Origin of the sequence: Borrelia turcica IST7 (assembly GCF_003606285.1) — a bacterium.
Classification (GTDB): Bacteria; Spirochaetota; Spirochaetia; order Borreliales; family Borreliaceae; genus Borrelia; species Borrelia turcica.
In genome coordinates this window covers 709,404-733,680 of record NZ_CP028884.1, presented here as the reverse complement: position 1 = coordinate 733,680, position 24,277 = coordinate 709,404, and the positions used below count along the sequence as shown (strand labels likewise).

General features: G+C 29.2%; 24 protein-coding genes. 8 read left to right on the top strand and 16 right to left on the bottom strand.

What is annotated here, in order from left to right; translation table 11 throughout:
* Nucleotides 1-7 precede the first annotated feature (7 nt).
* The 5 genes from DB313_RS03495 to DB313_RS03475 form a co-directional block, all read right to left on the bottom strand.
* Entirely contained in the window at nucleotides 8-2,587 is a 2,580-nt protein-coding gene (locus tag DB313_RS03495; RefSeq protein WP_120104439.1) for a chemotaxis protein CheW, read from the bottom strand.
* Between the two features lie 70 nt (nucleotides 2,588-2,657).
* The gene (locus tag DB313_RS03490) at nucleotides 2,658-3,686 is read right to left on the bottom strand and encodes a flagellar filament outer layer protein FlaA (protein ID WP_120104438.1); all 1,029 of its coding nucleotides are present in this window, start codon (nucleotides 3,684-3,686) and stop codon (nucleotides 2,658-2,660) included.
* Between the two features lie 95 nt (nucleotides 3,687-3,781).
* Complete coding sequence (locus DB313_RS03485) at nucleotides 3,782-4,318, bottom strand: flagellar filament outsheath protein (protein WP_120104679.1); 537 nt, start codon at nucleotides 4,316-4,318, stop codon at nucleotides 3,782-3,784.
* Complete coding sequence (locus tag DB313_RS03480; protein WP_174220866.1) at nucleotides 4,308-5,303, bottom strand: N-acetylmuramoyl-L-alanine amidase family protein; 996 nt, start codon at nucleotides 5,301-5,303, stop codon at nucleotides 4,308-4,310. Before DB313_RS03480 ends, DB313_RS03485 begins: the two co-directional genes overlap by 11 nt.
* The gene (locus tag DB313_RS03475; protein ID WP_120104436.1) at nucleotides 5,296-6,255 is read right to left on the bottom strand and encodes a glycosyltransferase family protein; all 960 of its coding nucleotides are present in this window, start codon (nucleotides 6,253-6,255) and stop codon (nucleotides 5,296-5,298) included. Before DB313_RS03475 ends, DB313_RS03480 begins: the two co-directional genes overlap by 8 nt.
* Before the next feature lie 59 nt (nucleotides 6,256-6,314).
* Here DB313_RS03475 and DB313_RS03470 point away from each other — a divergent pair, with 59 nt between their 5' ends.
* Nucleotides 6,315-6,947, top strand: a complete 633-nt coding sequence (locus DB313_RS03470; RefSeq protein WP_174220865.1) for a hypothetical protein — start codon at nucleotides 6,315-6,317, stop codon at nucleotides 6,945-6,947.
* On the opposite strand, the gene DB313_RS03465 is transcribed toward DB313_RS03470, so the two are convergent.
* From DB313_RS03465 to DB313_RS03455, 3 genes are read right to left on the bottom strand one after another with little or no spacing between them, the layout of a single operon-like run.
* A complete protein-coding gene (locus tag DB313_RS03465; RefSeq protein WP_420808992.1) occupies nucleotides 6,948-7,385 on the bottom strand; it encodes a DUF192 domain-containing protein in 438 nt (145 codons plus the stop codon).
* Nucleotides 7,382-7,795 (bottom strand): hypothetical protein, encoded by a 414-nt coding sequence (locus DB313_RS03460; protein ID WP_120104433.1) that lies wholly within the window; start codon nucleotides 7,793-7,795, stop codon nucleotides 7,382-7,384. The genes DB313_RS03465 and DB313_RS03460 overlap by 4 nt, the downstream gene beginning before the upstream one ends.
* 11 nt (nucleotides 7,796-7,806) lie before the next feature.
* Entirely contained in the window at nucleotides 7,807-8,163 is a 357-nt protein-coding gene (locus DB313_RS03455; RefSeq protein WP_120104432.1) for a hypothetical protein, read from the bottom strand.
* A 103-nt stretch (nucleotides 8,164-8,266) separates the two neighbouring features.
* Here DB313_RS03455 and era point away from each other — a divergent pair, with 103 nt between their 5' ends.
* A complete protein-coding gene (era, locus tag DB313_RS03450) occupies nucleotides 8,267-9,139 on the top strand; it encodes a GTPase Era (RefSeq protein ID WP_120104431.1) in 873 nt (290 codons plus the stop codon).
* A 73-nt stretch (nucleotides 9,140-9,212) separates the two neighbouring features.
* Entirely contained in the window at nucleotides 9,213-10,778 is a 1,566-nt protein-coding gene (gene lysS / locus DB313_RS03445) for a lysine--tRNA ligase (protein ID WP_120104430.1), read from the top strand.
* A gap of 95 nt (nucleotides 10,779-10,873) precedes the next feature.
* Here the strand turns inward: lysS and gpmA are convergent, their stop codons facing one another.
* On the bottom strand, nucleotides 10,874-11,620 hold the full coding sequence (gpmA, locus tag DB313_RS03440) for a 2,3-diphosphoglycerate-dependent phosphoglycerate mutase (protein ID WP_120104429.1): 747 nt from the start codon (nucleotides 11,618-11,620) through the stop codon (nucleotides 10,874-10,876).
* A 212-nt stretch (nucleotides 11,621-11,832) separates the two neighbouring features.
* On the opposite strand from gpmA, the gene rpiA reads away from it, so the two are divergent.
* On the top strand, nucleotides 11,833-12,519 hold the full coding sequence (rpiA, locus tag DB313_RS03435; RefSeq protein WP_120104428.1) for a ribose 5-phosphate isomerase A: 687 nt from the start codon (nucleotides 11,833-11,835) through the stop codon (nucleotides 12,517-12,519).
* Here rpiA and psgB read toward each other — a convergent pair.
* On the bottom strand, nucleotides 12,506-13,651 hold the full coding sequence (gene psgB / locus DB313_RS03430) for a HemN-related non-iron pseudo-SAM protein PsgB (protein WP_238614518.1): 1,146 nt from the start codon (nucleotides 13,649-13,651) through the stop codon (nucleotides 12,506-12,508). The two genes, rpiA and psgB, sit on opposite strands and share 14 nt — an antisense overlap.
* A gap of 100 nt (nucleotides 13,652-13,751) precedes the next feature.
* On the opposite strand from psgB, the gene DB313_RS03425 reads away from it, so the two are divergent.
* A complete protein-coding gene (locus tag DB313_RS03425; RefSeq protein WP_120104427.1) occupies nucleotides 13,752-14,579 on the top strand; it encodes a DnaJ C-terminal domain-containing protein in 828 nt (275 codons plus the stop codon).
* Nucleotides 14,580-14,584: 5 nt separating this feature from the next.
* On the opposite strand, the gene DB313_RS03420 is transcribed toward DB313_RS03425, so the two are convergent.
* The 6 genes from DB313_RS03420 to groL are packed head-to-tail and all read right to left on the bottom strand — an operon-like array spanning nucleotide 14,585 to nucleotide 20,756.
* Nucleotides 14,585-15,736: a hypothetical protein gene (locus tag DB313_RS03420; RefSeq protein WP_120104426.1), complete on the bottom strand. Its 1,152-nt coding sequence runs from the start codon at nucleotides 15,734-15,736 to the stop codon at nucleotides 14,585-14,587.
* 23 nt (nucleotides 15,737-15,759) lie between these two features.
* A complete protein-coding gene (gene secF / locus DB313_RS03415; RefSeq protein WP_120104425.1) occupies nucleotides 15,760-16,659 on the bottom strand; it encodes a protein translocase subunit SecF in 900 nt (299 codons plus the stop codon).
* Nucleotides 16,643-18,403: a protein translocase subunit SecD gene (secD, locus tag DB313_RS03410; RefSeq protein ID WP_120104424.1), complete on the bottom strand. Its 1,761-nt coding sequence runs from the start codon at nucleotides 18,401-18,403 to the stop codon at nucleotides 16,643-16,645. The genes secF and secD overlap by 17 nt, the downstream gene beginning before the upstream one ends.
* A gap of 55 nt (nucleotides 18,404-18,458) precedes the next feature.
* Entirely contained in the window at nucleotides 18,459-18,767 is a 309-nt protein-coding gene (yajC, locus tag DB313_RS03405; protein ID WP_120104423.1) for a preprotein translocase subunit YajC, read from the bottom strand.
* 15 nt (nucleotides 18,768-18,782) lie between these two features.
* Entirely contained in the window at nucleotides 18,783-19,079 is a 297-nt protein-coding gene (locus tag DB313_RS03400; protein ID WP_120104422.1) for a hypothetical protein, read from the bottom strand.
* 42 nt (nucleotides 19,080-19,121) lie between these two features.
* Nucleotides 19,122-20,756: a chaperonin GroEL gene (groL, locus tag DB313_RS03395; RefSeq protein ID WP_120104421.1), complete on the bottom strand. Its 1,635-nt coding sequence runs from the start codon at nucleotides 20,754-20,756 to the stop codon at nucleotides 19,122-19,124.
* A 200-nt stretch (nucleotides 20,757-20,956) separates the two neighbouring features.
* On the opposite strand from groL, the gene DB313_RS03390 reads away from it, so the two are divergent.
* The 3 genes from DB313_RS03390 to DB313_RS03380 all read left to right on the top strand — a co-directional run bounded on the left by DB313_RS03390 (nucleotide 20,957) and on the right by DB313_RS03380 (nucleotide 24,254).
* Nucleotides 20,957-22,651, top strand: a complete 1,695-nt coding sequence (locus DB313_RS03390; RefSeq protein WP_120104420.1) for a histidine kinase — start codon at nucleotides 20,957-20,959, stop codon at nucleotides 22,649-22,651.
* Nucleotides 22,652-22,737: 86 nt separating this feature from the next.
* Entirely contained in the window at nucleotides 22,738-23,274 is a 537-nt protein-coding gene (locus DB313_RS03385) for a ferric uptake regulation protein (protein WP_120104419.1), read from the top strand.
* Nucleotides 23,271-24,254, top strand: a complete 984-nt coding sequence (locus tag DB313_RS03380; RefSeq protein ID WP_120104418.1) for an alpha/beta hydrolase — start codon at nucleotides 23,271-23,273, stop codon at nucleotides 24,252-24,254. Before DB313_RS03385 ends, DB313_RS03380 begins: the two co-directional genes overlap by 4 nt.
* Nucleotides 24,255-24,277: the final 23 nt, after the last annotated feature.

Below are 24,277 nucleotides of genomic sequence, written 5' to 3'. Positions count from 1 at the left end.
ATAAAGCCTATCCCTTCATATCCTTTAGCTCAAAAAGCCTAAACACATCAATAATTAAAACAACTTTACCATCTCCAAGTGTAGTAGCTCCAACTATTCCAGGGCTTGAAACATATTTATCCTTAATAGGTTTTACAACAAAATCTTCTTCTCCAAGAATAAAATCTACGATTATTCCTGCTTTTTTATCGTCAACGTTAATAACTATTAAAAACTTCTCAGATAAATCTTCATATCTCTCTATATTAAAAAGCTCATCAAGCCTAAGCACAGATATAATTTCTTCCCTTAAATTATACACTTCATGTTCATTTTCAAGCAGTTTAATATTTTCCTCACTAATTCTATGTGTTTCAAGGACACTATTTAAAGGAATAACATAAATTTCACTTCCTGATTTTACAAGAAGACCTTGAACAATTACCAGTGTCAAAGGTAACTTGATTTTAAAAGTAGTACCAACATCAATTTTTGAATCTATTAAAATAGTTCCATTTAACTTCTCAATACTCTTCTTCACAACATCAAGTCCTACTCCCCTACCAGAAACATCTGTAATCTGACTAGCTGTTGAAAATCCAGGAGAAAAAATCAAGTTAAGAACCTCACTCTCGGAAAGAACCTCATCTTTCTTAATTATTCCCTTTTCAATTGATTTTTGCCTAATAATACTTGGGTCTATCCCCCTACCATCATCTGCAATATCTATTGATATTATATTGCCTTCATTTCTAGCACGCAAAAGTATATGACCTACTTTATCCTTACCTTTCTTAAGTCTCTCATCAGAAGTTTCAAGTCCATGATCCATAGAATTCCTAACACAATGCATCAAAGGCTCTACAAGATCATCTATCACAGACTTATCAATCTCAGTATCCCCCCCCTCAGTATCAAGCTCTACAACCTTGCCCAATTTCTTTGATAAATCCCTTACAACTCTTGTAAATCTCGAAAAAATACCAGAAACTGGCAACATTCGTGTTCTTAAAACACTCTCATGTAAATCAGTAATTATTCTTGAAAGTCTACTAGAAGCAAATTTTGAATCTTGAAGAATTTTTAGAAAAGAATCCCTTAATTCCCCCATATCATGTAAAGTTCTCTCAATTTTATGATTCATTAAATTTTTTATTTGAGTTTCAACAGCATTTTCTAATTCCAATCCCATATCTTTAAAAACTACTTTCAAATCTATTAAAAAATTCCTTTGAAAACTTTCTTGATAATCATAAAAATAATTAAAACTATAAAGCAAAGATGTCATATCAGAATTTATTTGATTATAAGCTGATTTATTTATAACAGCTTCACTTACAAGATTTAATATAGAATCTATCCTTTTACTATCAATTCTAATTAAATTAACATTTAAAGGCGAACCCTTCTTAGATTGTTTAACAGACGCATCATTATCAATTTCAGTATTTAAAATACTGAAATCCTTAACATTCTCTAAATCAACCTCTTTAATCTCAAAACTAACAACAACATCCGATAAATCTACCTTTCTAGCAATGCTATCTGATGAAGTATCTGCTATTAAATAGTATATAACGACATCAAAAAATTTATCTGACAATAAATCAACATTATCAGGAATAGACTTATAAACCTCTCCTAAGCTTTTTAATGCTTGCATCATCTGTATTCCAGAAATTGTTGCCATAGGATTTTCCCTATTAAAATTCAATTTCACTTCAAATAATTTAGCATTTCCAATTTGATCTTTTAAGCTTAAAAGCTCCTCACTAGAAAGTTGCACTTTATCTTTAAATAAAAGATTAGATTGAACAACATTTTTTCTCTCACTTGCCTCTGCTTTTTCCAATTCACTATCAATATCAAGTTCTTCAATTGTATAATTCAAAACGACATCGGATATATTTATTTTTCTCTCTACATTATCAATACCTGAATATATCAAATAATAATCTACTCTGGGTAAAAATTCATCTGCAACAATTTGTTCATAACTAGGAACAGTATGAAGGATTGGAGCCAAATCTTTTAAAGCTTGAAACATCTGTATTCCAGAAATTGTTGCCATAGGATTATTTTCATTAAAATTAATACTAACCCTTAAAACCTTCTGGCCAAGTCCCAAACTTTCTCGCATATCATGAAGATCAAGAGATGAAAGCAAAAATTCATCATCACTTGCATCGTTCAAAGCCATTATAGAAGTTTTCTGGTCACTCTTTCCCAAAAAACCCATTAACTTACTTTTAAGCTCACTTACATCTTCTGAATAAATATTTCCATTAAGGCGTGCATCCAGCATACCTTTTATCACATCAAGTGAATTTAAAAGCAAATCAACAAGATTATTACATATTTTTAATTTATTGTCTCTAATAGCATCAAACACATCCTCAACAACATGAGTAAATTCTGAAAGTTCCATCATGTCAACCGAAGCTGAGCTACCCTTAAAAGTATGTGCTGCCCTAAATATTTCATCAATAGTTTCCGCATTATTAGGGTCATCCTCTAATGACATAATATTTTCTTCAAGAGTATCTACAAGATTCTGAGCTTCTTCAAAAAAAATCTCTAAAAGCTCCTCGTTTTCTGAATCTAGCATCAGCCTATTTTCCCTATCTTAAAGATTAATAGGACTAACCTTAAAAGATTAGCCCCATAACCCAAATTTATTATTTTACTTGAGTATTTGACTCAGCTTTTTTGTATTTGTCCTTTTCTAAAAAATCTTGAAAAGAACCCTCTGGCATTGACACATTTTCCCTAATTCTTAAAACCCTTTTAAAAGTTTCTTGTGCCTTTAATTTACGAAGAGACTCTGTCCCCTGATCCTCATAAACTTTAAATACAGATTCATTATCAATATCAGAGTCTAAGGAAACACTTAATTTATCATAAATAACTCTCACATCTTTAACATAAAAAATAAAATTCTGATTCTTTGAACTATGTGATTTTGATACCCTAAAAGCCTTAAATCTCATTTTACTTGAAGCAATAGGATAATTCGGAACATCATCTTTAACTATCCTAGAGTTTATATTTGGAATATAAATAGGATTTGACCAAACCAAATCAGCCCAACCTTTAAATTTCAAGGTTCCTAAAGGATAAGCATATTCCATCCCATTCATATCTTCAAATAAAACTTCAAGATCTACCTCATAACCCAAACTATAAACAGTTACCTTAACTTCTTTCATAGTTTTAACATTGTCAATAAGCCCTTTACCCAAAAATTGATTTCCATCCTCACCAGAATAAAAAGGAATCTTAAATGGAGGTAAAATCATAGCAGAAGACTGAGAATAACTAGGAAATAATACCCTTACCCCCAATACTGTATCACCAGCATATCTCTTAGAATCACTCTTCACAACAGCCGGCGCCACAAGAGAATTTCTTACATAAGCTTGCATTCTAGCTGAAGGGGTCAAAAGAACACTCCAATTATTTATTCCAAGATCTATAATCATATCCTCTGGTTTAACAATACCTGAAGCTCCAGAATAAACATAATCAACATAGCTTGTAAGATCTAGCTTGGTTGAGCTTGGGTCTTTTGCAAGTTCCGCAAAATCAAGAACCAATACACCAGGCTCACCCTTCTGCTCATTGCCTCTCTCAGTAGCTTCCTGTCCAAAAATAGGACTAAATAGAATAAGAAATAATAAAATAAAAACAACTTTTAGTTTTGTCATATGCACAAACTCCTTCTCTAAAAAATAATTTAAATTATTCCTTTTTTAATTTTCTTTTAACAAAATACCCAAGGCTCGAAAAATTATCGTTCTTATCATTTTAAAATATATCCTTCAACAAAAACGATAAGATCCTTCACATAACCAGGATAGTTAAAATTAATTGTTTCTTTTAAAGATTTAATAAATAAATTTACCCTAAGTTTACCAGAGTCATAATCACTACCCATATCAAAAGAATCATAAAACTCTTTTGATATATTTATAAAATATATATCATTACTCATAAAAGAGTATAAAAACTTGGCTTTCCTTGTGTCCAACAGCAAAGAAAATCCCTTACTATTACCTAACAGAAAATCTTTAACTAAAAAATCCAAATTTTCTTTAAGAGTTTGTCTTTTCTTTAAATACCTCAAATCAGAAATCAACTCATTCTCAGAATAAAAATAAAAAACCTTTCTAGAAAAAATATTATCATAATTTAAAAAAATCATACATGAAGAATAAAAAAAACTTAAAAATAAGAGTGCATAAAGCATCCTAAGAGAATATTTTCCCTCCTTAAGATTAAGATATTCAAAACAAACAGACTTATATTTTGTAAATATATCCAACATGCTATTTTTCATAAAATTCAATAAATTTAATTAAAGACTTAAGTATTAATATATTCACCTTACTCATATAATTGTAATCCAAAATTAACCTTGCATCAGAAATATTCGACAAAAATCCAATTTCAATTAACACAGCAGGCATACTACTATTCTTAATAACAAACCACTGCTCTTCTCTAATTGATCGTACCTTAGTTTCATCTATAGCACCTATAAAAGTTTCATATAAAAGCTCAGCTAATTTTTTTGACTCATATTTATACTTAATGTCTAGTATATCATTAAGTTCTCTTAAGTATCTATTACCTTTAATATCATATCCTTTAAAATTTTTTACAACTTCCCTTTTTGAATTCTCAGGAAGATACCAAAACTCAATTCCCCTAGCTACAGGATTTGGAGCATTATTTGCATGTATCGACAAAAAGATTACATTATTTGGGAAATCTGGTTTAATTGCATTTGCAAACTCAGCCCTATCTTTTAATGGTATAAAAACATCATCAACACGGGTTAATAAAATATTTCTATCTAAAAAATAATTACTTAAAATCTTATATAAATGAATAGAATAAGTTAAAGCAAAGTCCTTTTCTAGAAGGGTAATATCATGGCCATCTATCTTATGCGTAACAACAGCACCTCTATCATGACCACCATGACCAGGATCAATGACTATCGACATTATTCTTGGCTTACTATAACTTTGCAAGGACTTAAAATGATTTTTAATCTGCATCAACGCCCTTTTAGTTATTAAAATCTCACCCTTCCTTAAAAGGATAGGATCAATGTAAATATAATAGCCAGTAGATGAAAGACCATATTCAAAGCCTATCTTAAATTTAAGATATCCCTTCTCATGCTTAACAGTCAAAATATCATTTTCAATATTAAAGTTAAACTTAAAGACCCTACCATCAAGTGCATCAAGTATATTAAGATAAGAAATCTCTTGAGCTTCTAAAAGCACGCAAACAAAAATCAAATTAATCAATAATATTATTTTCCCAAAGTTCAACTGCACTCTTTAAATCACCTTTAAACCTTAAGCTATTTTTAATAGTTTCATTTTTTATCTCTCTAAATTCTCTGCTAAACTTCAAAGGATTAATGCCATATCTTAAACAGATTTTAAAAAATCTTAAAAACGAAAACTTAATTCCATTCCCAATAAAAATTGGAACGTGATTTTTAAGCAAAAAAATCAAAAAACTTCTATTTTTTGTTAAATCTTCTGGGAAATTTAAAACAGTATATTGTATTCTAAGTTTTCTGTAAATATAGACACTCTCTCCAAAATAAATAGCTCTAAGTCCAAAATCCAATCTTTGAAAATATTCATTTTTAATTCTCTTATCAAAACCTCCAAGTTGAATAAACTTTTCCTTAGAGTAAAGACCGCAGTAGTCCATAGTAATTAAAGTTTTCTCATATTCCTTCTCAGAATTTATTAAAATTACCTTTAATTTTTGCTGTTTATCAATAGTGGGAAGAAAAACAGAAGGCACAACCTCTTCTTCTTTATCAAAAAATTCTCCACCAACAAGAAGTACATTTTTTTTTACTATCTCGTTAAATATATTAGGAATCCAAAAAGGATTTAATAAGTACATATCGCTCTGCAAAACAAAAACAAAACTACAGATGGATTCTTTCATAGCCAAGTTAACCTTCTCTCCAGAATTCAAATCATCAGAAAGCAAGATAAACTTTAATTTATCATAAGTATCTGAAATAAACTGAAGAGAACCTCTATTGCTCTGTTTTTCAATAGAAATAATTTCTCTTATAAAATCAAAATTAGAGAGAAATTCGAATAAATCCTCTCTAAAAATTTTTGTACCCCTATTTAAAATTACAAAAGAGATTCCAAAAGTAGACCTTTGTACATAATTATTCTTAGACTGAACAACTGTATAAGAATAGTCATTACTTTTAAAATACATAAACTTACTTTAAAAATCCTTACAATTAAATTATAATTAATTACATGGCCAGCACTAAAATGTTAAAAATAAGCATTTCAAGCATCAATATCTTAAAATATACCATAATTCTTATTGTTTTAATACTTATCTGTTGCAAAGATAAGAATATAAACTACGATAAGAGAATAAAAAAAATACTTGATAATAATAAAATTGAATATAGAATAGATAAGGAAAATGATTTTATTGTATTTAAACCCTTGGATGGTACAACAATAGAGATAATAATTAGGTCAAAATTAAATTCATATCAAAATTCAAAAATAAGAGAAATATTTGGAGTCGTTGAAACATTTGATGTGAATTCAAACAGAATTAACGAAATATCAGAATCTTTAATGAATGATAGCTATAATAACCGAGTTTTCGGATCATGGGAAATTATTCATGATCCTGAAAGAGGCAATAACTCTTTAGTATACATTGTAAAAGCCGAAGAGAATGCTAAAGAAATTTTTTTACTTGATGTGCTTGCGGAAGTTGCATCAACAATAGATATTTTTAAAAAAGTAATAAAATCCAATGATACAGAAATTAGTAATATCAAAAATGAACCTAGTGAACTTGATAATGAATTACAAGAGACAAAAAAAGATGATATGAAAGGCGACACTGTAGAAGAAGAACTTCAAAAAATAAAAGCAAAGTAATTATTCTATTCTTACAGAATTAATATCAAAATTGAATTTAACCCTATCACCTACCTTAATTTTAAATTTAGAAAAAGAACCTGCCGGCACCTCAAGAGCATATTTAACCTTGTACTTAGAATCTATATTTTTTTCTGAAAATGGAACTAAACTGTAAATTTCCTTAATAATGCCTCTAGAATTAATATATGCAATCTCAAGTGGAATAGGAGTATCTTTCATCCAAAAAGATAAATTTCTCTCTTTATCAAACATAAAAAGTATACCATTATTTTCATTTACATTTTTTGTCCCCATGTAGCCCTTAGCTCTACTAAAATCATCAACTGCAAGCTTAACAAAAAATTTAACATCATTAATAGTAATTTCTTTATCGTAAACATGTTCTGCACAGGATATACAAAAAATGAAAACAAAAAATGAAAAAAAAGCTCTCAGGACTTCCTCTCTTCACCAACATAAGATTTTAATGTCATCCTTAAGATATTCCCATTTAAAGCAATAACAAAATCACCAATATCCCAAAAATAATTAAAAGGAGTTACAATATTAGCTTCTCCAAACTTTTCCTTCACACTAAGGAAAATAGCATATTGAGAAATTAACTTTTTATCAAAAACAAAAGTATATGAATAAAGCTTATTTTTATCAAAATTAAAGTAAGCATATCTTATATGAGTCTTGCCATCAAATTTTAAAATTTGTGTTTTAGCGTAAGGAAATTCAACTTCTTCAACATCATAATAAAAAATAGAATTTTGACGAACATTATTTTCTACAGAGGCAACATTATCCCCCATCTTAAAAGATAAAAAAATAGAAAACAAATAAACAATTGTGATTCCCATATTAAATATCCTTAGAAAAAAAGAACATACATAAAAAACAAAACTATTAAAAAACTCGAAAATAAATAAAGCATGGTATTAACTGTAAGTTCAAAATTAAATATTGGCTTAAAAAGAACAACATTATTCCAAGTACGCTTAGGTCTTATTCTCTGCTTTCTTTTAAAGGGAGGTTCTTTAAGTTCTTCAAAAGGACTGTAATTACATTTAGGACAACCCTCTCCAAATTCAGAGACAATTCCAACATATTCGCAATTCGGACACTCAATATCACCCAACTTAGAGTGACAATTAGGACACTCACCTTTATTAAGCCCAACTTTTTCCCCACATTGCTCACAAAAAACTTCAAAATTGCCTTTTTTCAAATGATAATCCTTTAGATGAAGTTTTAACCAAAATAACTTAAAGATAAGTATACATTAATTGTCATAAAAAATATATTATTATATTTAAAGTAGGAAAATTAAAATGAAATCAGGCTTTGTAGCAATAATAGGTAGACCCTCAACAGGAAAATCTACTCTTTTAAATTCAATATGTGGACAGCAAATATCAATTATCTCTTCTAACCCACAAACCACTAGAAATAAAATAAAAGGAATATTTACAGATAAAAAAGGTCAAATTATCTTCATAGACACTCCAGGTTTTCACTTAAGCAAAAAGAAACTCAATATAGCTTTAATGAATAATGTATATTCTTCAATAACAGAGGCAGACTTAATCCTTTACATTATTGACATTCAAGATGAACCTGCCGATGAAGAAAATGAGATTTTAAAAATAATTCTCAAGTCTAAAGTCAATTTTCTAGTAGTGATAAACAAAATTGACATTCAAAAAACAAAGATAAAAGAAATAATGCTATTTTTAGAAAAAGAAGGTATTACGCAAGAAAATATTATTAAAATATCTGCTGAGAAGAAAATTAATATTGAAGAACTCAAAAATAAGATTTACGAAAATTTCAAAGAAGGGCCTCTTTACTATCCAGAAGAATACTATACAGACCAAGAAATGGATTTAAGAATTAGTGAAATAATTAGAGGAGTGACAATTAAAAACCTTAAAGAAGAATTACCATATTCTTTATATGTAGATATTGACACTTTAGAAGAAAGAAGGCGAAGTCTTTTCGTTAAAGCAAATATTATTGTAGCTGGAGAGAGTCAAAAGGGAATAATAGTTGGTAAGGAAGGAAAAGGAATAAAAACAATCGGAGAAGAGGCTAGAAAGAAGATATCAGAAATATTTGAAAGGCGGTGCAATCTATTCTTACAAGTTAAATTAAAGAAAAACTGGAATAAAGAAACCAAGCTAATTCAAAGACTAATAAATTAGAAATGGCATATTTTTAAAACTTGAAACAAAAAAAACAGAATGATAAAATTAATGTTTAAGCAGGAGTAATATTATGAAAACAGCTCACTGGGCAGATTTTTATGCAAAAAAGATCATAGAAGAAAAAGGCAAAAAAGAGCGATATACAGTTGCATCTGGCATTACTCCATCAGGTACTGTACATATTGGAAACTTTAGAGAAGTAATTTCTGTTGACCTTGTAGCACGAGCTTTAAAAGACATGGGTCAAAATGTGAGATTTATCTATTCTTGGGATAATTACGATGTATTTAGAAAAGTACCTAAGAATATGCCAAATCAAGAATTACTTACAACCTATTTAAGGCAAGCTATAACAAGAGTTCCTGATACAAAAACAAATGAGTCGAGCTATGCAAAAGCAAACGAAGTTGAATTTGCAAATTACTTACCCATAGTAGGAATTAATCCAGAATTCATAGACCAATCCCTAAAATACATGTCAAGTGATTATTCAAGTCAAATTAAGTTTGCACTAGACCATAAAGACGAAATAGCACAAGCTTTAAATGAGCATAGAACAACAAAACTAGAAGACAATTGGTATCCTATTAGCGTCTTTTGCACCAAATGTAACAGAGATACTACAAGTGTAGAAAGTTATGATCACTGTTATTCTATTGAATATTGCTGCGAATGCGGAAATAAAGAATCTCTTGATCTGAGGAAAACATGGGCTGTAAAGCTTCCTTGGAGGATTGACTGGCCTATGCGGTGGAAATATGAAAATGTTGACTTTGAACCTGCTGGAAAAGACCATCATAGTAGTGGAGGAAGTTTTGATACTTCAATCAAAATTGTAAAAGTTTTTGGAGGTACTGCTCCTATAACATTTCAATATGACTTTATATCAATCAAGGGACGAGGCGGTAAAATATCTTCATCTTCTGGTGATGTTGTATCTTTGAAAGATGTCCTTGAAATATATACGCCCGAGGTAACAAGATTTTTATTTGCATCAACAAAACCTAATATAGAGTTTTCAATATCATTTGACCTTGATGTAATAAAAATATATGAAGATTACGATAAATTTGAAAGAGTATACTACGGAATAGATACAATTAAGGAAAGTAAGCAAGAAGCTTTTAAGAGAATTTACGAATTATCTCAACCAAAATTACCAGACAAGGAAATTCCTTATCAAATTGGATTTAGACACTTAAGTGTACTTTGTCAAATTTTTGAAGGAGATAAAGAAAAGATTTTAAAATACTTAAACGATGTACAAGAAACTCAAAAAGAAAAGCTTATTAATAAAATTGACTGCGCCTTTAACTGGGTAAAAAACTATGCACCTGAAGACTTTAAATTTTCACTAAGATTTAATTTTGATAATATCGAACTCTTAAAAGACAATAATAAACAAGCAGTAAAACAATTATTAGAATTTTTGAAAAATGATTTCGAAAATCTAACCGAAAAAGATATTCAAAATGAAATTTATAACATTGCACGAAATAATAACATTGAACCTCCTTTATTCTTCAAGCAAATTTACAATATACTAATTAATAAAGATAAGGGACCAAAATTAGCAGGATTTATTAAAATTATTGGTATTACAAAATTTGAAGAAATTGTAAAACAGTTCATTTAATTTTAATAAAGCTTCCTCAAAGAAACACAAGAGGTCAATTAAACTACTATTAACCTCTTGTATCAGTATTCATTTCACTTAATATAATAAATTCTTTATTTAGCCTTCCCTTGATTAGCAACAGATTCCATGGCAGCCTTGATCTTGTCCTCATCACCCAAGTAATAATGTTTAATAGGTTTTAAATCCTTATCAAGTTCATAAACCAAAGGAATACCAGTGGGAATATTAAGTTTTAAAATACTGTCCTCACTCATATTATCAAGATATTTGACAAGAGCTCTTAAAGAATTGCCATGAGCAGCAATAATAACCCTCTTACCTTCAAGAACAGCCTTAGCAATCTTATCTGTCCAATAAGGAATAACCCTAGCAACAGTATCTTTTAAACACTCTGTTGAAGGAAGTTCGTTCTTAGGAATTCCCCTATATCTTAAATCATGGATTGGATGTCGCTTATCAGACTCTTCCAAAGGCATAGGAGGTACATCATAACTACGCCTCCAAATTAACACCTTATCCTCTCCATACTTTGCAGCCGTCTCAGCTTTATTTAACCCCTGTAAAGCTCCATAATGTCTCTCATTAAGTCGCCAAGATTTCTCTACATCAATATAAGATTGACCTAATTCACTTAAAATAATATTCAAAGTATCATTTGCCCTTACTAATACTGAACTAAAAGCAATATCAAAAGAATAACCTTCTCTTTTAAGGACTCTACCACCATCCAAAGCTTCAGCAATGCCCTTTTCAGAAAGCTTAACATCAGTCCAACCTGTAAAAAGATTTTCCCTGTTCCATTCACTCTCACCATGTCGAACTAAAACTAATTTATACATAAAATCTCCTAAGAAATGTTTGCATTATTTTAACAACACCTTAAATTATAAGGTAGCACAAAATAAAATTAATGTTAATAATACAAGTATTAACCACTATCTCTATGAGAACCAAACACTGAACAATGCCATTTAAATATATAATATTAATTATATTATCCTTAATGATATAATTAATATTACATTTTTAAGGATGTTAAGGATAATTCATAATGGAAGATCAAAAAAAAATAGTTGCGCAATACGCTATTGATAATTATGTAAAAAATAATATGCATCTTGGAATTGGAACAGGTACAACTGTTTTTTATGCAATTAAATATTTAAGCGAAAAAATAAAATCCGGAGATTTAAAGAATCTAAAACTCTATCCAACAAGCAGTGACACTAAATATTTACTTGCAAGAGAAGAAATCTCATATGTATCTAAGTTTGCAACATTTAGCAAAAATATAGATATCACAATTGATGGAGCCGATGAAATCTTATTAGAAAAAAAAGCGTTAATTAAGGGCGGGGGTGGTGCTCATTTAATGGAAAAGGTAGTAGCTTACAATTCTGAAGAGTTATTAATTATTGCAGATGAGACAAAAATTGTAAAAGCTTTAGGAGAAAAAACGTCCGTACCAATTGAAGTGGCTCAAGATTCTATTGAATTTATTATGACCAGATTAAAAAAAATGAATTTTAATCCTATATTAAGAACTTGCAAACTCAAAGCAGGACCAATAATAACTGACAACAATAACTATATCTTAGATGTAGCAATGAATATTGAAAATCCTGAAGGAGTTGAGAAATACTTTAAACTATTCCCAGGAATACTTGAAATTGGTATCTTTAATCATAAAAATACTAAAGTTATATATTATCAAAATGGACAAATCAAAGAAGCTTAAATTTTACTTTAAAAGAATTGTTAGTTAAATATTCTCTAATCACTCTCAGATAAAAATCCAACCTAAATCTTTCATGTCCATCTAAATAAAGAATATTATTACTAAAAATAACTGCCTTATTTAGACTTAAAAGATGCTCAATAAATTTAACAAAATCTCTTTGCTCATATATAAACCTACGCTCTAAAAGAGAAATGTCAAGACCTTTTTTAGTACCAAAATTTGTCATAAAATGATAAATGAAGAAATCTAGGTCACTTAATATCTCAAAAGACGCAGAAGATTCTTCTATGCTTAAAAAATTATTATCTTTCCTTATGATAGCCTTAAACTCATCACCATCAACACCAATAAGTAAACTCACGGATTTCATTCCAAGACCTAAATATGGTTTAAGTTCCCAATATCTTAAATTATGTTTACTCTCATGTCCTTTTAAAGCAAAATTTGAAATCTCATAATTTATGTAACCATTGTTTTCCAAAAAGTCAAGAGCATAAAACCAAAAATCTTCAGCGCTATCCTTATTGTTATCACAAACAACATCTACAAAAATATTTGTAATAAAATTTCTCTCCTCAATTGGTATTTCCGAAAGACATATATGTTCAGGTGTACATCCCACTAATCTTACTAAATCAAGCTTTAAATGTTTTTTTTCTTGATAAGGAATTTGAATATTTAAGTCAATATTCAAATCAAAATTAAATTTACGAATATTATCAACTGCTATATTGACCTTTTTAAAAGATATATGAGAAGCACCCATAATCCCTAAAAACTTTGAAGAAAAACTTTTTACATCAAGACTAATTCTGCTAACAGAAAAATCATTTAAAATTCCTAAAAGAGAAGGCGTAATATCTTGAGGACGAACTTCAAATGTAAACTCGTCCAATTCAATAAAATTAATACTCTCAGATAAAGAAGCTAGAAAAGGCTCTAAATGAGAACCACTCCTGTAAGGCAAATCCTCATATTTAACATAAAGTGTTTTAACTTTTGGATAACCCAAATTTTTTAAATAACAACCTAACTCACTTAATACCTTGCCATAATACGAATACTCAAAACAATCAGTAAGATCAATATAAACACTCAAATCACTTAAAGGTAAAAACTTAATTACCATATAAACTATCTTTAAAAATTTAAATTTGATTATAACATAAAATATTAAAATAAATTACAATAACTTCAGTATAAAATAACAAATAAGGACAGAGGCTTTAATGACTAAAGACTATTACAACATACTTGGATTACAAAAAAATGCTACGATTGAAGATATAAAAAAAGCATATAAAAGACTAGCCATAAAATACCACCCTGACAAAAATAAAGGAAATAAATTTGCTGAAGAAAAATTTAAAGAAATAAATGAAGCTTATGAAGTCCTATCTTCTCCTCAGAAAAGAACCAATTATGATAATTTTAAAAACACCAATTATAACAGAGAACCTTCTGATAAAGGATTTAAGAGTACTCGTTCTGAATCTTTTGAAAATTTCGACTTTTTCTCAGACATCTTTAAAAGCTCTACAAGAGGGGTACCTAAAGACAAAGAGATAACTATTAATATTTCATTATATGATGCCTACATGGGAGGAAAAAAATCAGTAGTAATAAACAATGAAAGAATTGAAATTCATATTCCAAAAGGCACAATAGAGACTACTAAATTAAAGATTAATGGCAAAGGTGATATTAATCCAATTTCTGGCAAAAGAGGTAACTTAATTGTAAAGTTCGACATAGCAAATTATAAAAATTTTAATTTAAAGGGACGAAATTTAGAAACAAACATTAATGTATATCCATGGGAAATAGCTCTGGGCAGTGAAAAAATTTTTGAAACAATTGAGGGTAAAAAAATAAAATTAAAAATACCAAAAGATATGAAAAATGGAGAGATTCTTAGCTTAAAGGGTCTTGGTATGCCAGCACTTGGAAATACCATCAAAGGAGATCTTAAGGTTAATATAATAGTAGAAGTTCCCAAAATAATTAATGACGAAGTAAAAAAAATTTATGAAAGACTGAAAGAAATATACACTTAGAAATTCTAATCAAACAAATGTTCAAAATTTTTCAAATTTTTTTCCCACTCAAGCTTAAGTTCTCCAAGTTTATTTATCTTGAGTTCATATTCTTTAATGCCCTCCTCAATATTACTAAAATTTTTATTAATATCTATTGAACATTGAACAATATCGCCTTGACGAGGAGCAAGAGTAAAAAATGTAAATTTCCATCCTCCGGCATTTATTGTAGATATTATCCTTTTTTGAAAAACATAATCTGAAATTAAAACAAGTTTTTGAAATTCCTTCCTACGCAAATAAATAAACTCATTCCATTCATTAAAAATGGCATCGGGTAGTTCATCTAAGCCAATTTCAATAATATTATTTATTGACAAGAGTATGTGAAGTGTTTCCAATAAATTTAAATAATAAGTCTCAAAACACTGAATAGTAATATCTAGCAAAGAAACCTTAACAAGTAACTTAGATATATCAAGACTATGTTCTTTCATAATTCTTGATATTTTTTCTTTCGTATGCTCTATAATAAATTTCTTATGTGTTTCTTTAATGTTTTTGTTTATTTTAATCTGCTCTACTTTTTCATAATAATCGCCAATTTCTTTATTGATTAAATTCAAATTATTGTTATTAGCTTCATTAGAAAAGAAATCAAGCGTACTTGTAAGCCTTTCTAAAAATTCTTGTTGAATAAAAAAAGTAGCAATTTTTATGCAAGAGCATGATGTCTTGCTTTTCTTGTCAAATTCTTCAATCTTTTGCCTAATATCTACCCTAAAGTTCAAATATCTAAGTTTATCTAAGAATTTATTAAAAAGTTCTTCATCACCTAAAAGTGTCTCGCATTCTAAGTCTAAAAGTTCAGATTCTGGATAATACTTTTTTATTAAATTTTTAATAATATTTAAAGCATCATAAAAGACTTCCTTATTGAAATCTAAATTTTCATTTGATTTTGAAGCATTGCCAGCAACCCTCATGATATCTTTATAAATCTTATCCAAAAATACAATTTTATCTTTAAGCAAATTAGCATCATTAATAAGACTTGATTGTTCCTTGTAAGAATAATAGTTTATTAAACTATACCTAAAAATACTGAAATTGAGATGTTTTTGAAAGTCGAAAAATCTATAAAACCCCAACGAGCCAAAATCAAAAAACTTCATATCATCATATTATAACAAAAACATTATTTAATCTTTTTATAAAGACTTAAAAGAATAGGAGATGCTATAAAAATTGAAGAATAAGTACCAACAACCACGCCTACCATAAATATTAAAGAAAAATCTTTTATGGCACCCTCAGTAAAAATATAAATAGATAGCACAGCAACGAAAGTAGTAATAGATGTTAAAATGGTTCTTGATAAAGTTTGTTTAATACTTATGTTTAAAACATTTAAAAATGAAGTACCCGTAAGTTTCTTAGAATTTTCTCTAATTCTATCAAAAATAATTATAGTATCATTCAGTGAATATCCAATAATAGTTAATATTGAAACAATTATTGAACTGTTTACCTCTATCCTAAATGTACCCAAAAAAGCAATCACAAAAAATATATCATGTATTGTTGCAAATATTGACGCAATCGCATAACTCAATCTAAATCTTAACGCCACATAAACTAAAACAAGTGTAAATGTTAGACAAACCAATAGCATTGATTTTGTCCTTAAAGTAGATGAAAAACTTGAATCAATAAAATAAGAGTCAAGTATTTCAACATGAGATTTATATTCTGTCTCTAATTTTTCAAGTAAAGTGTTTTGTATACTCTTTTTAAAATTATAATCAGTAACATCTGATTTTACTATAATAGAAAAATGACTCCTAGAATCATCACTTGAAATAATTTCATTAACTTCAAATGTTTTATAAACTGAAGATAATATCCTCTTAACTTCATCATCTTTAATGCCCGGTTTATCTATGACAAAATTAATACTAACTCCTGAAGAAAAATCTATTCCCCAATTATATCCATTATGATACATAAAAGTACAAACAAAACCTAAAAAAATCACAAAAAGACTAACTGCTAAAACTCTATTTCCGTATTTCAAAAAATTAAACACTTTTTGCATAATTTGAACTCCAAGAGATACTTACATATTTGCTTTTATTGCAAGAAACAATAACCTCTAAAATAAACCTTGAGAAGATTAAACTGCTAAAAAGAGATGCTACAATACCCACAGACAAAGACCACGCAAAACCTTGAATGATTCCTGTTCCAAGAAGAGTCAAAAATAGCACAGCAATAAAAGTTGTAACATTTGAATCCATTATTGTCCAAAAAGCTTTCTTAAACCCATCCTCAAATGCTCTTTCAAATTTACGTCCATTTCTCATTTCTTCTTTAATACGCTCATAAATAATTATGTTAATATCAACAGCCATACCCATAGTTAATACAAGACCTGCAATACTTGTAAGAGTTAAAGTAAAATTAAAAGCCGATAGAATTGCTAAAATTAAAAATATATTATAAACAACCAATGAAAATCCCGCTACAAAACCACTAACCTTATAATAAATAAACATAAACAGAAACACCAAAACAAGAGCAAGAAGAGATGCCTTTATTCCAAGTTCGACTGTCTTCTCTCCAATAGTAGGACCAATAACTCTAAGATCATCTATTTTTATTTCAACGGGAAAAGCCGCCGTTTTAAATACAAGTGCAAGTTCATTAGCCTCTCTCTTATCAAAAGAATCTCCCTGAATTGAAACATTACCTCCAGCAATAGCATAACTAATACCCGCTACCGATTTAATCTTACCTTCCATAACTACAGCCAAAGCCTTCCCAATATTCCTTTGGGTAAATCCAAAAAATTTTTCACTCCCCTCGTTATCTAAATTAAATGTAACCATATCTCTACCGGTTCTATGGTCGTTTGATACCCCAGCATCCCTAATATGTGCACCATCAAAAGAATTTTCAACACTAGAGTCAACAACATAATAACGAACACTAGATTCATCATCAACACCATAAGAATCTTTAACATACCAAGGGAAAATTTTCTTATTCTCTCCAAGATTCATACTTTCTTTAATGTCAAAAATAGAAAAAAGAGGCCCAGACTCCAATATCTTAGTATTAAGTATAGAAGTATTTTCATCGTCAACAACATAAAAAGTTAAATTACCTTTACCACTTAAAAGAGAATCAACACGATATTCATCTCTCTCTCCCGGAATATCTAAGAAAATTTTACTTCCACCTGCCTCTCTTGTAATCTTAGGCTCTGTAAGTCCAAAAGTATCTACTCTCTCTTTCAATATTTGCATTGTACGTTCAATAGATTCTTCCTTTTCCAAAGAACTCAAACTTCGTCCCAACTTTTTCTCAAGACCTGAATAATCAAGAGAAATAGTAATACTCATTCCTCCAGATAAATCAAGACCAAGCTGTATTATTCTACTTTTATCCCTTTTTATACTCTCATAATGTTTATAAATTTCAAGGCTAAGTTCTTCAATATCAGAATCAGTTAAAAACCCATCTCGCAAATCCTTAACACTTAAAGACCCAGGAAAAGTTTTTCCATAAACTTTATAGTTATTCTTTGCAACTGGAATTAAATATTTTAAATCATCCGGAAGCTTAGCATCCGGATCCTTTTGATACAATTCTTTAAGCCTAACAAGAGCATCAAAAGCCTTCTTCTTGGAATAATCCTTCAAAGCTTCCTTTGAATATGAACTAATTCTCTTATCTTCATCTTCCATAAAGAAATACCACTTTAAAGTGGGAGATATTAAAAGATAAGCAAAAAATGTTACAAACAGTATTAGTATAAATTTAGAGAGTTTATTCATTTTAATATACCTTCATATTTTAATTTAAAATGTAATAAAGTTGCCTTTTCTAGCTTTAACTTTTACCTTCAACTTTTTCAGAAATAACCTTTTCAATTGAAGTTTTTGCAAATTTTACATCAGAAGTTGCACTCAACTCAAGAACAACCTCAGTATCACTAATCTTTTTAACGATTCCAAAAATCCCGCCTACTGTTAAAACCTTATCACCCTTTTTAAGGTTTTGTATCATTTCCTTCTTTTTCTTCTCTTCTTTACGTTGAGGAGATATTACTAAAAACCAAAATATAGCAATTACAGGAACAAAGACCAATAAACTCCTAAAAAAACTACTGCTATGGCTAAATTCTTGCAATATAAACATAAAATCTCCTAACCTTTATACATAAATAACTTTTATCTTAGAAATATCGTCCGGATATACTACTCCAAAGAGGAGCTTAAGCTCCTCTCTTTTACTATAATTAGATTTACTAATCTTGTTATATCCTTCAATTAAATACTCAATAAGAGAATCATCATCTCTATAAAGAGCTTTACTAAAAGCACTCCTATAAAGTCCAAGTTCAAAAAGTTCTTCTACACTCTTACCTTTATGTTGTCTTAAAAGCTCCTTATCTATTATTGCCTTAGAGCCATCATATCCAATGCAAAATACAAATTCATTTTCACTCAAGTATAGCTCCTTAACACAAATACACTCAAAAGCGAAACTAACCTACATCATTCCCATTCCAGGATCCATAGGATACCCACCACCAGCACCACTCTTTTCTTCCTTAACTTCAGTAATAGCACATTCTGTTGTTAAAAGTAGTCCTGCAATTGAAGCTGCATTCTGAAGAGCACTTCTTGTAACCTTAGCAGGATCAATTATCCCACTCTCAATCATATTTACCCACTTAAACCCAGCTGCATCAAAACCAAGTCCCTTTTTTTCCGTTCTAATCTGGTGAATATAAATAGAACTTTCAAAGCCAGCATTAGAAATTATTTGTCTCATTGGTTCTTCAAGGCTTCTCTTAACAATCTCAAAACCTTGCTTTTCCTCATAACTAAGCTTACTTGTATCAATAGTATCAAGATACATAGCCACCTCAATAAGAGTAGCGCCTCCACCAGGAACAACACCCTCCTCAACAGCAGCACGAGTAGCAGATAAAGCATCCTCAACCCTATGTTTCTTCTCCTTAAGTTCTACTTCAGTAACAGCACCAACATTAATAACAGCAACACCACCAACAAGCTTAGCAAGACGCTCCTGAAGCTTTTCTCTATCATATTCAGAGCTTGTCTCTTCTATTTGTTTCTTAATAAGCTCTGTTCTCTCTTTTATTTGTTCTTTATTTCCAGTGTTAATAATAGTAGTATTATCCTTATCTACCTTTACTGATTTAGCCTGTCCAAGTTGTTCAAGCTCGACATTTTCAAGAGTAAGTCCCAATTCTTCACTAACAAGTACTCCCCCAGTAAGTATTGCAATATCTTCAAGAATCGCCTTACGTCTGTCACCAAACCCAGGAGATTTAATTGCACAAACCTTTAATGCCCCACGCACACTATTTAAAACAAGAGCAGCAAGAGCATCTCCCTCAATATCCTCAGCAATAATTAATAAAGGCTTATTTGTATTTAAAACCTTTTCAAGAACGGGTAAAAGTTCCTTAATAGTACTAATCTTTTTTTCGCATATCAAAATAAGAGCATCATCAAAGCTCACACTCATGTTTTCTTTATTTGTAGAAAAGTAAGGAGACAAATATCCTCTATCAAATTGCATACCCTCAACATAAGAAATTGTAGTGTCAAAAGTCTTTGACTCCTCAACAGTAATAACTCCATCTTTTCCAACTCTATCCATTGCCTCAGCAATTTTCTCACCTATTGAATTATCATTATTTGCAGAAATAGACGCAACCTGTGCAATTTCTTCCTTAGTAGTAATTTTCTTTGCAGACTTACGGATCTTATCAGCAGCCAAAGATACAGCATGATCTATTCCCTTCTTTATTCCAATTGGATTAATGCCAGAAGAAACATTCTTAAGTCCCTCTCTAGCAATTGCATAAGCAAGTACAGTAGCAGTAGTAGTTCCATCACCAGCCACATCATTTGTCTTAATAGCAACTTCCTTTAAAAGTTGTGCCCCCATATTCTCAAAGGAATTTTCAAGTTCAATCTCACGAGCAACACTAACCCCATCTTTAGTAACCGTAGGAGATCCAAATTTCTTATCAATTAAAACATTTCTCCCCTTAGGACCAAGAGTTACCTTTACAGCATTTGACAATTTTTCAATGCCGCTGAGTAAACTTTTCCTAGCATCTTCATTAAAATACATTTCCTTAGCCATAAATTTTACTCCTTTTAAGTATCAAAACTAAATTTAAACCTAACATTATAAAGTTAGCATAAACTTCATACATATCACTATAAAAATATAATTTTTTTTTATTCATTAATCAAGACTAAAATCACAGAAACTATCTAATAATTTACTGTGAAACAAATATCATTTATACTAATCTCATATATACTTATATAAGATTTCTTATGTTGTTTAGAAAATTTAGAAGATCAAATACCTATATTGTCATTATCTCAATAACTGCTTTTGCTGAAAGCAAGTTGTATTCTATCTTATCAAATACAAAATACTTAATTGAAAATAAAAAAATATATTATAAAATACATTGGACATTTCCAACATACTTTTTTGAAATTTTAAAATTAAATCCAGAACTAAATGAATGGTTTTTTAAAAGACTTAAAAATAATGAAGATATTTATATTCCAAGCACCTACAGCGGTAGCCCCCATGAATACATGTTACACGACGAAATACATGTAGACCTATATTGGGCTTTAAAGAATCCATTTAGTAGTGGATATAAAGATTTGTTCAAAGATAACCCACCTATGTTTTATATATATAAGATGGAAAAATTAAGAAAGAAAGTACTTGAATTATATAGAAAGCTTAATTTTAACTATATAGAAGGAATAAGATATGCAAAAAATAAGAAAAAGTATTTAGTTTTTTACAAAAATAATTGTCAATTCTTATCCGAAATTCAAGACCCCGAAATACGTAAGAATCACATAAATACACTTCTTTACTTTCACGAAATTAAAGAAGTGTACAATAATCAAGAATTAAAGAATTTTTTACTCTCCTTAAAAGAACTAGATACGAACTTTTATAGCATCAAAATACAAAACCTAGAAGGTACTAAAATAGTGACAGACTTCCTAGAAATTCCAGAATTTAATTCATTAAAAGAACAAGCATTAATTCTACAATTTCAAAACAAAAGATTAAAAGAATATCAAATAAATGAAAACTCTTTAAAAGAATTTTTAACCAGTAAAAACTTTGACAATCACTCAAACAATTTAGAGTCTATTACAAGCAAAAACCTTGAATACAACATGGAAGGAAATTTTACACTATCTCATTCAAAATATAATGTGAAATTTGAAGAAGGAAAACTGAGCAAAATAAAATATAAAGAAAGAAAAGCTGAATTTTTAGACTCTTGTAGAACCTATTTTAAAGTTTCATCAAAAAAAGACATCATTATAGAACCAACTATTGAAAGCTCATTTTCATTCTCAAATGAGAAAATTTTAGGAGTTAGACAATATTTAAATTTCAATACTAAAGAGAAATCAATAATTGATTTCTTTTTAGACGAAAACCTTGCAAGCTTTTTTATATCCATCAAAATAGTATGGCCTTCTGATATAAAATTGGATGACAAGCTTTTAAAGACAACCAACAAAAATTATTTACTTGAATATTCAAGCCTAGAGATACCCATCTTTGAAGTTGATAAAGAAACAAGCATAAAGATTACTGCAAGATATAATGACTATGACACTTACGAAAAAATTATTGAAACAAAAAAAGATATTAAAGGGTATATTAACGGCACAGAATTTTTAATATCTAAAGGAAGTGACCAAAATAGCAATTTTTTTATTAGTTTTTTACATATTGAAAAATATATTATATACACAATTAACTACAAAATTGCAAAAAGAGGAAGTAAGAGATGGTTTATTTTAAATATAGGAGGCTCTTACAATATAGTAAAAACCGAAGATTTGAATGATTATTCTTTGAGCCTGAATTTATTATTACTCCCAATGAATAATAATTTTGATAACAAAATAAAGATAAATTCAAAAATAAAAAACCTACTCTTCTACCCAAACATAAAAAATATGAAAATAAATAGCTGACAGTAGTAAAATATTCATAAATCGTTATAAAATTATTTCATAAGGACATTAAAGTACTTAATCTTAAATAATAAAAGGTTTATTATATGGATAATGACACAATGGAAGTGCATTCCACTTTGGAAAAAGTAGGTATTACTAATGACCCTGTCTTGTTAAAAGCATTAACAACAGAGTTGGGAATGAAAGCTTCTCATTCAAGGAATAGGATAATTTTACATATAGCATCAAATCCAAGGGAATATTTTACAGCAAAAGAAATTTATAATAAATTAATAACAGAAATACCAAGTTTATCAAAAGCAACAGTATACAATACACTAAACATTTTGAAAGAACGCAATATTTTAAAAGACATAAAAACGACTGACCAGAAAGAAACAAGGTTTTACCTAAGTTTGTCTTCTACAATAGCTCACTTTAAGTGTAATAAATGCAACCAAGTTTACCCTATACAACTTGATGAGATTAAAGATATTCTGAAAGACAAACTTGGAGAAGAATGGAGAACTAAATCTATTGAAATCATTTATTCAGGGGCATGTAACAATTGCTCCCAGAAATTGAGTAAAGAAAATTTAGACACTCTTTACGACTCTACTCATAAGGAAAATAATTTATGAACATTAAAAATGTTATTTTCATCTTTATATTCTTACTTCTCTTAATACTAGTCAGTCCAAGAGTAAAATTTAAGAATGAATTTATAAAAATCAAAGTTCCTAATAAACTTGAAGAACTGGATCAATACTTATTGTTTGAAGAATCTAAGTTCAATTTAGAAGAAAATACAAAAAAAGAAATCATATGGAACAAAGGTAAAGAAATAACGGAATATTCTGTTGTTTACTTTCATGGGTTTGGGTCATCCAAAAACGGAATTTATCCCGTTCCACATAACATAGCCAAAGCTTTAAATGCAAATATTTTTTTTACAAGATTCAAAGGACACGGAATTGACGAAAAAGATGCACTTAAAGGTGTTAAAACTCAAGACTGGTTAAGGGATATTGATGAAGCTATTCAAATTGGGAAGTTAATAGGAGAAAAACTAATAATTATTGGAACCTCAAACGGTGGAGCTGCTGCTATTTGGGCATTAGAAACCTACCCAACCGAAATACATTCTACTGTCTTAATATCTCCTAATATTTCTCCTAAAGATAAGAGAACAAACTTAATTTACTATCCTTGGGGACGCCAAATTGCATATCTTGTAACAGGTGGATACAACAAGTTTGAAACAAGAGAAAATAAGAGAGTCGAACACGAAGTGGTTAAAACATTTCATTCAAAATTGCAACAAGTAGATTCAATAATTGCAATGATGGGGCTTGTTAAGCTAATTAATTCACATGGATTTGATAAGATAAAGACCCCTATGATAATAATTTATCCTCCTAAGGATCCAACAGTAGATTCTAGCAAAATAAGTCAGTTTATAAGTGAGTATGGAGGCTATAAAAAGGAAATACCTATTACACTTATTGAAAGTTATCACTCTCATGTTCCTGTTGGGAATCACAGCTATAGAAGTGCTCAAAACACATCTTACTTCACAAAATATGCAGTTGATTTTATTAAAAAAATAAAAAGCAAGTAAATCACTTGCTTTTTATCTGCATT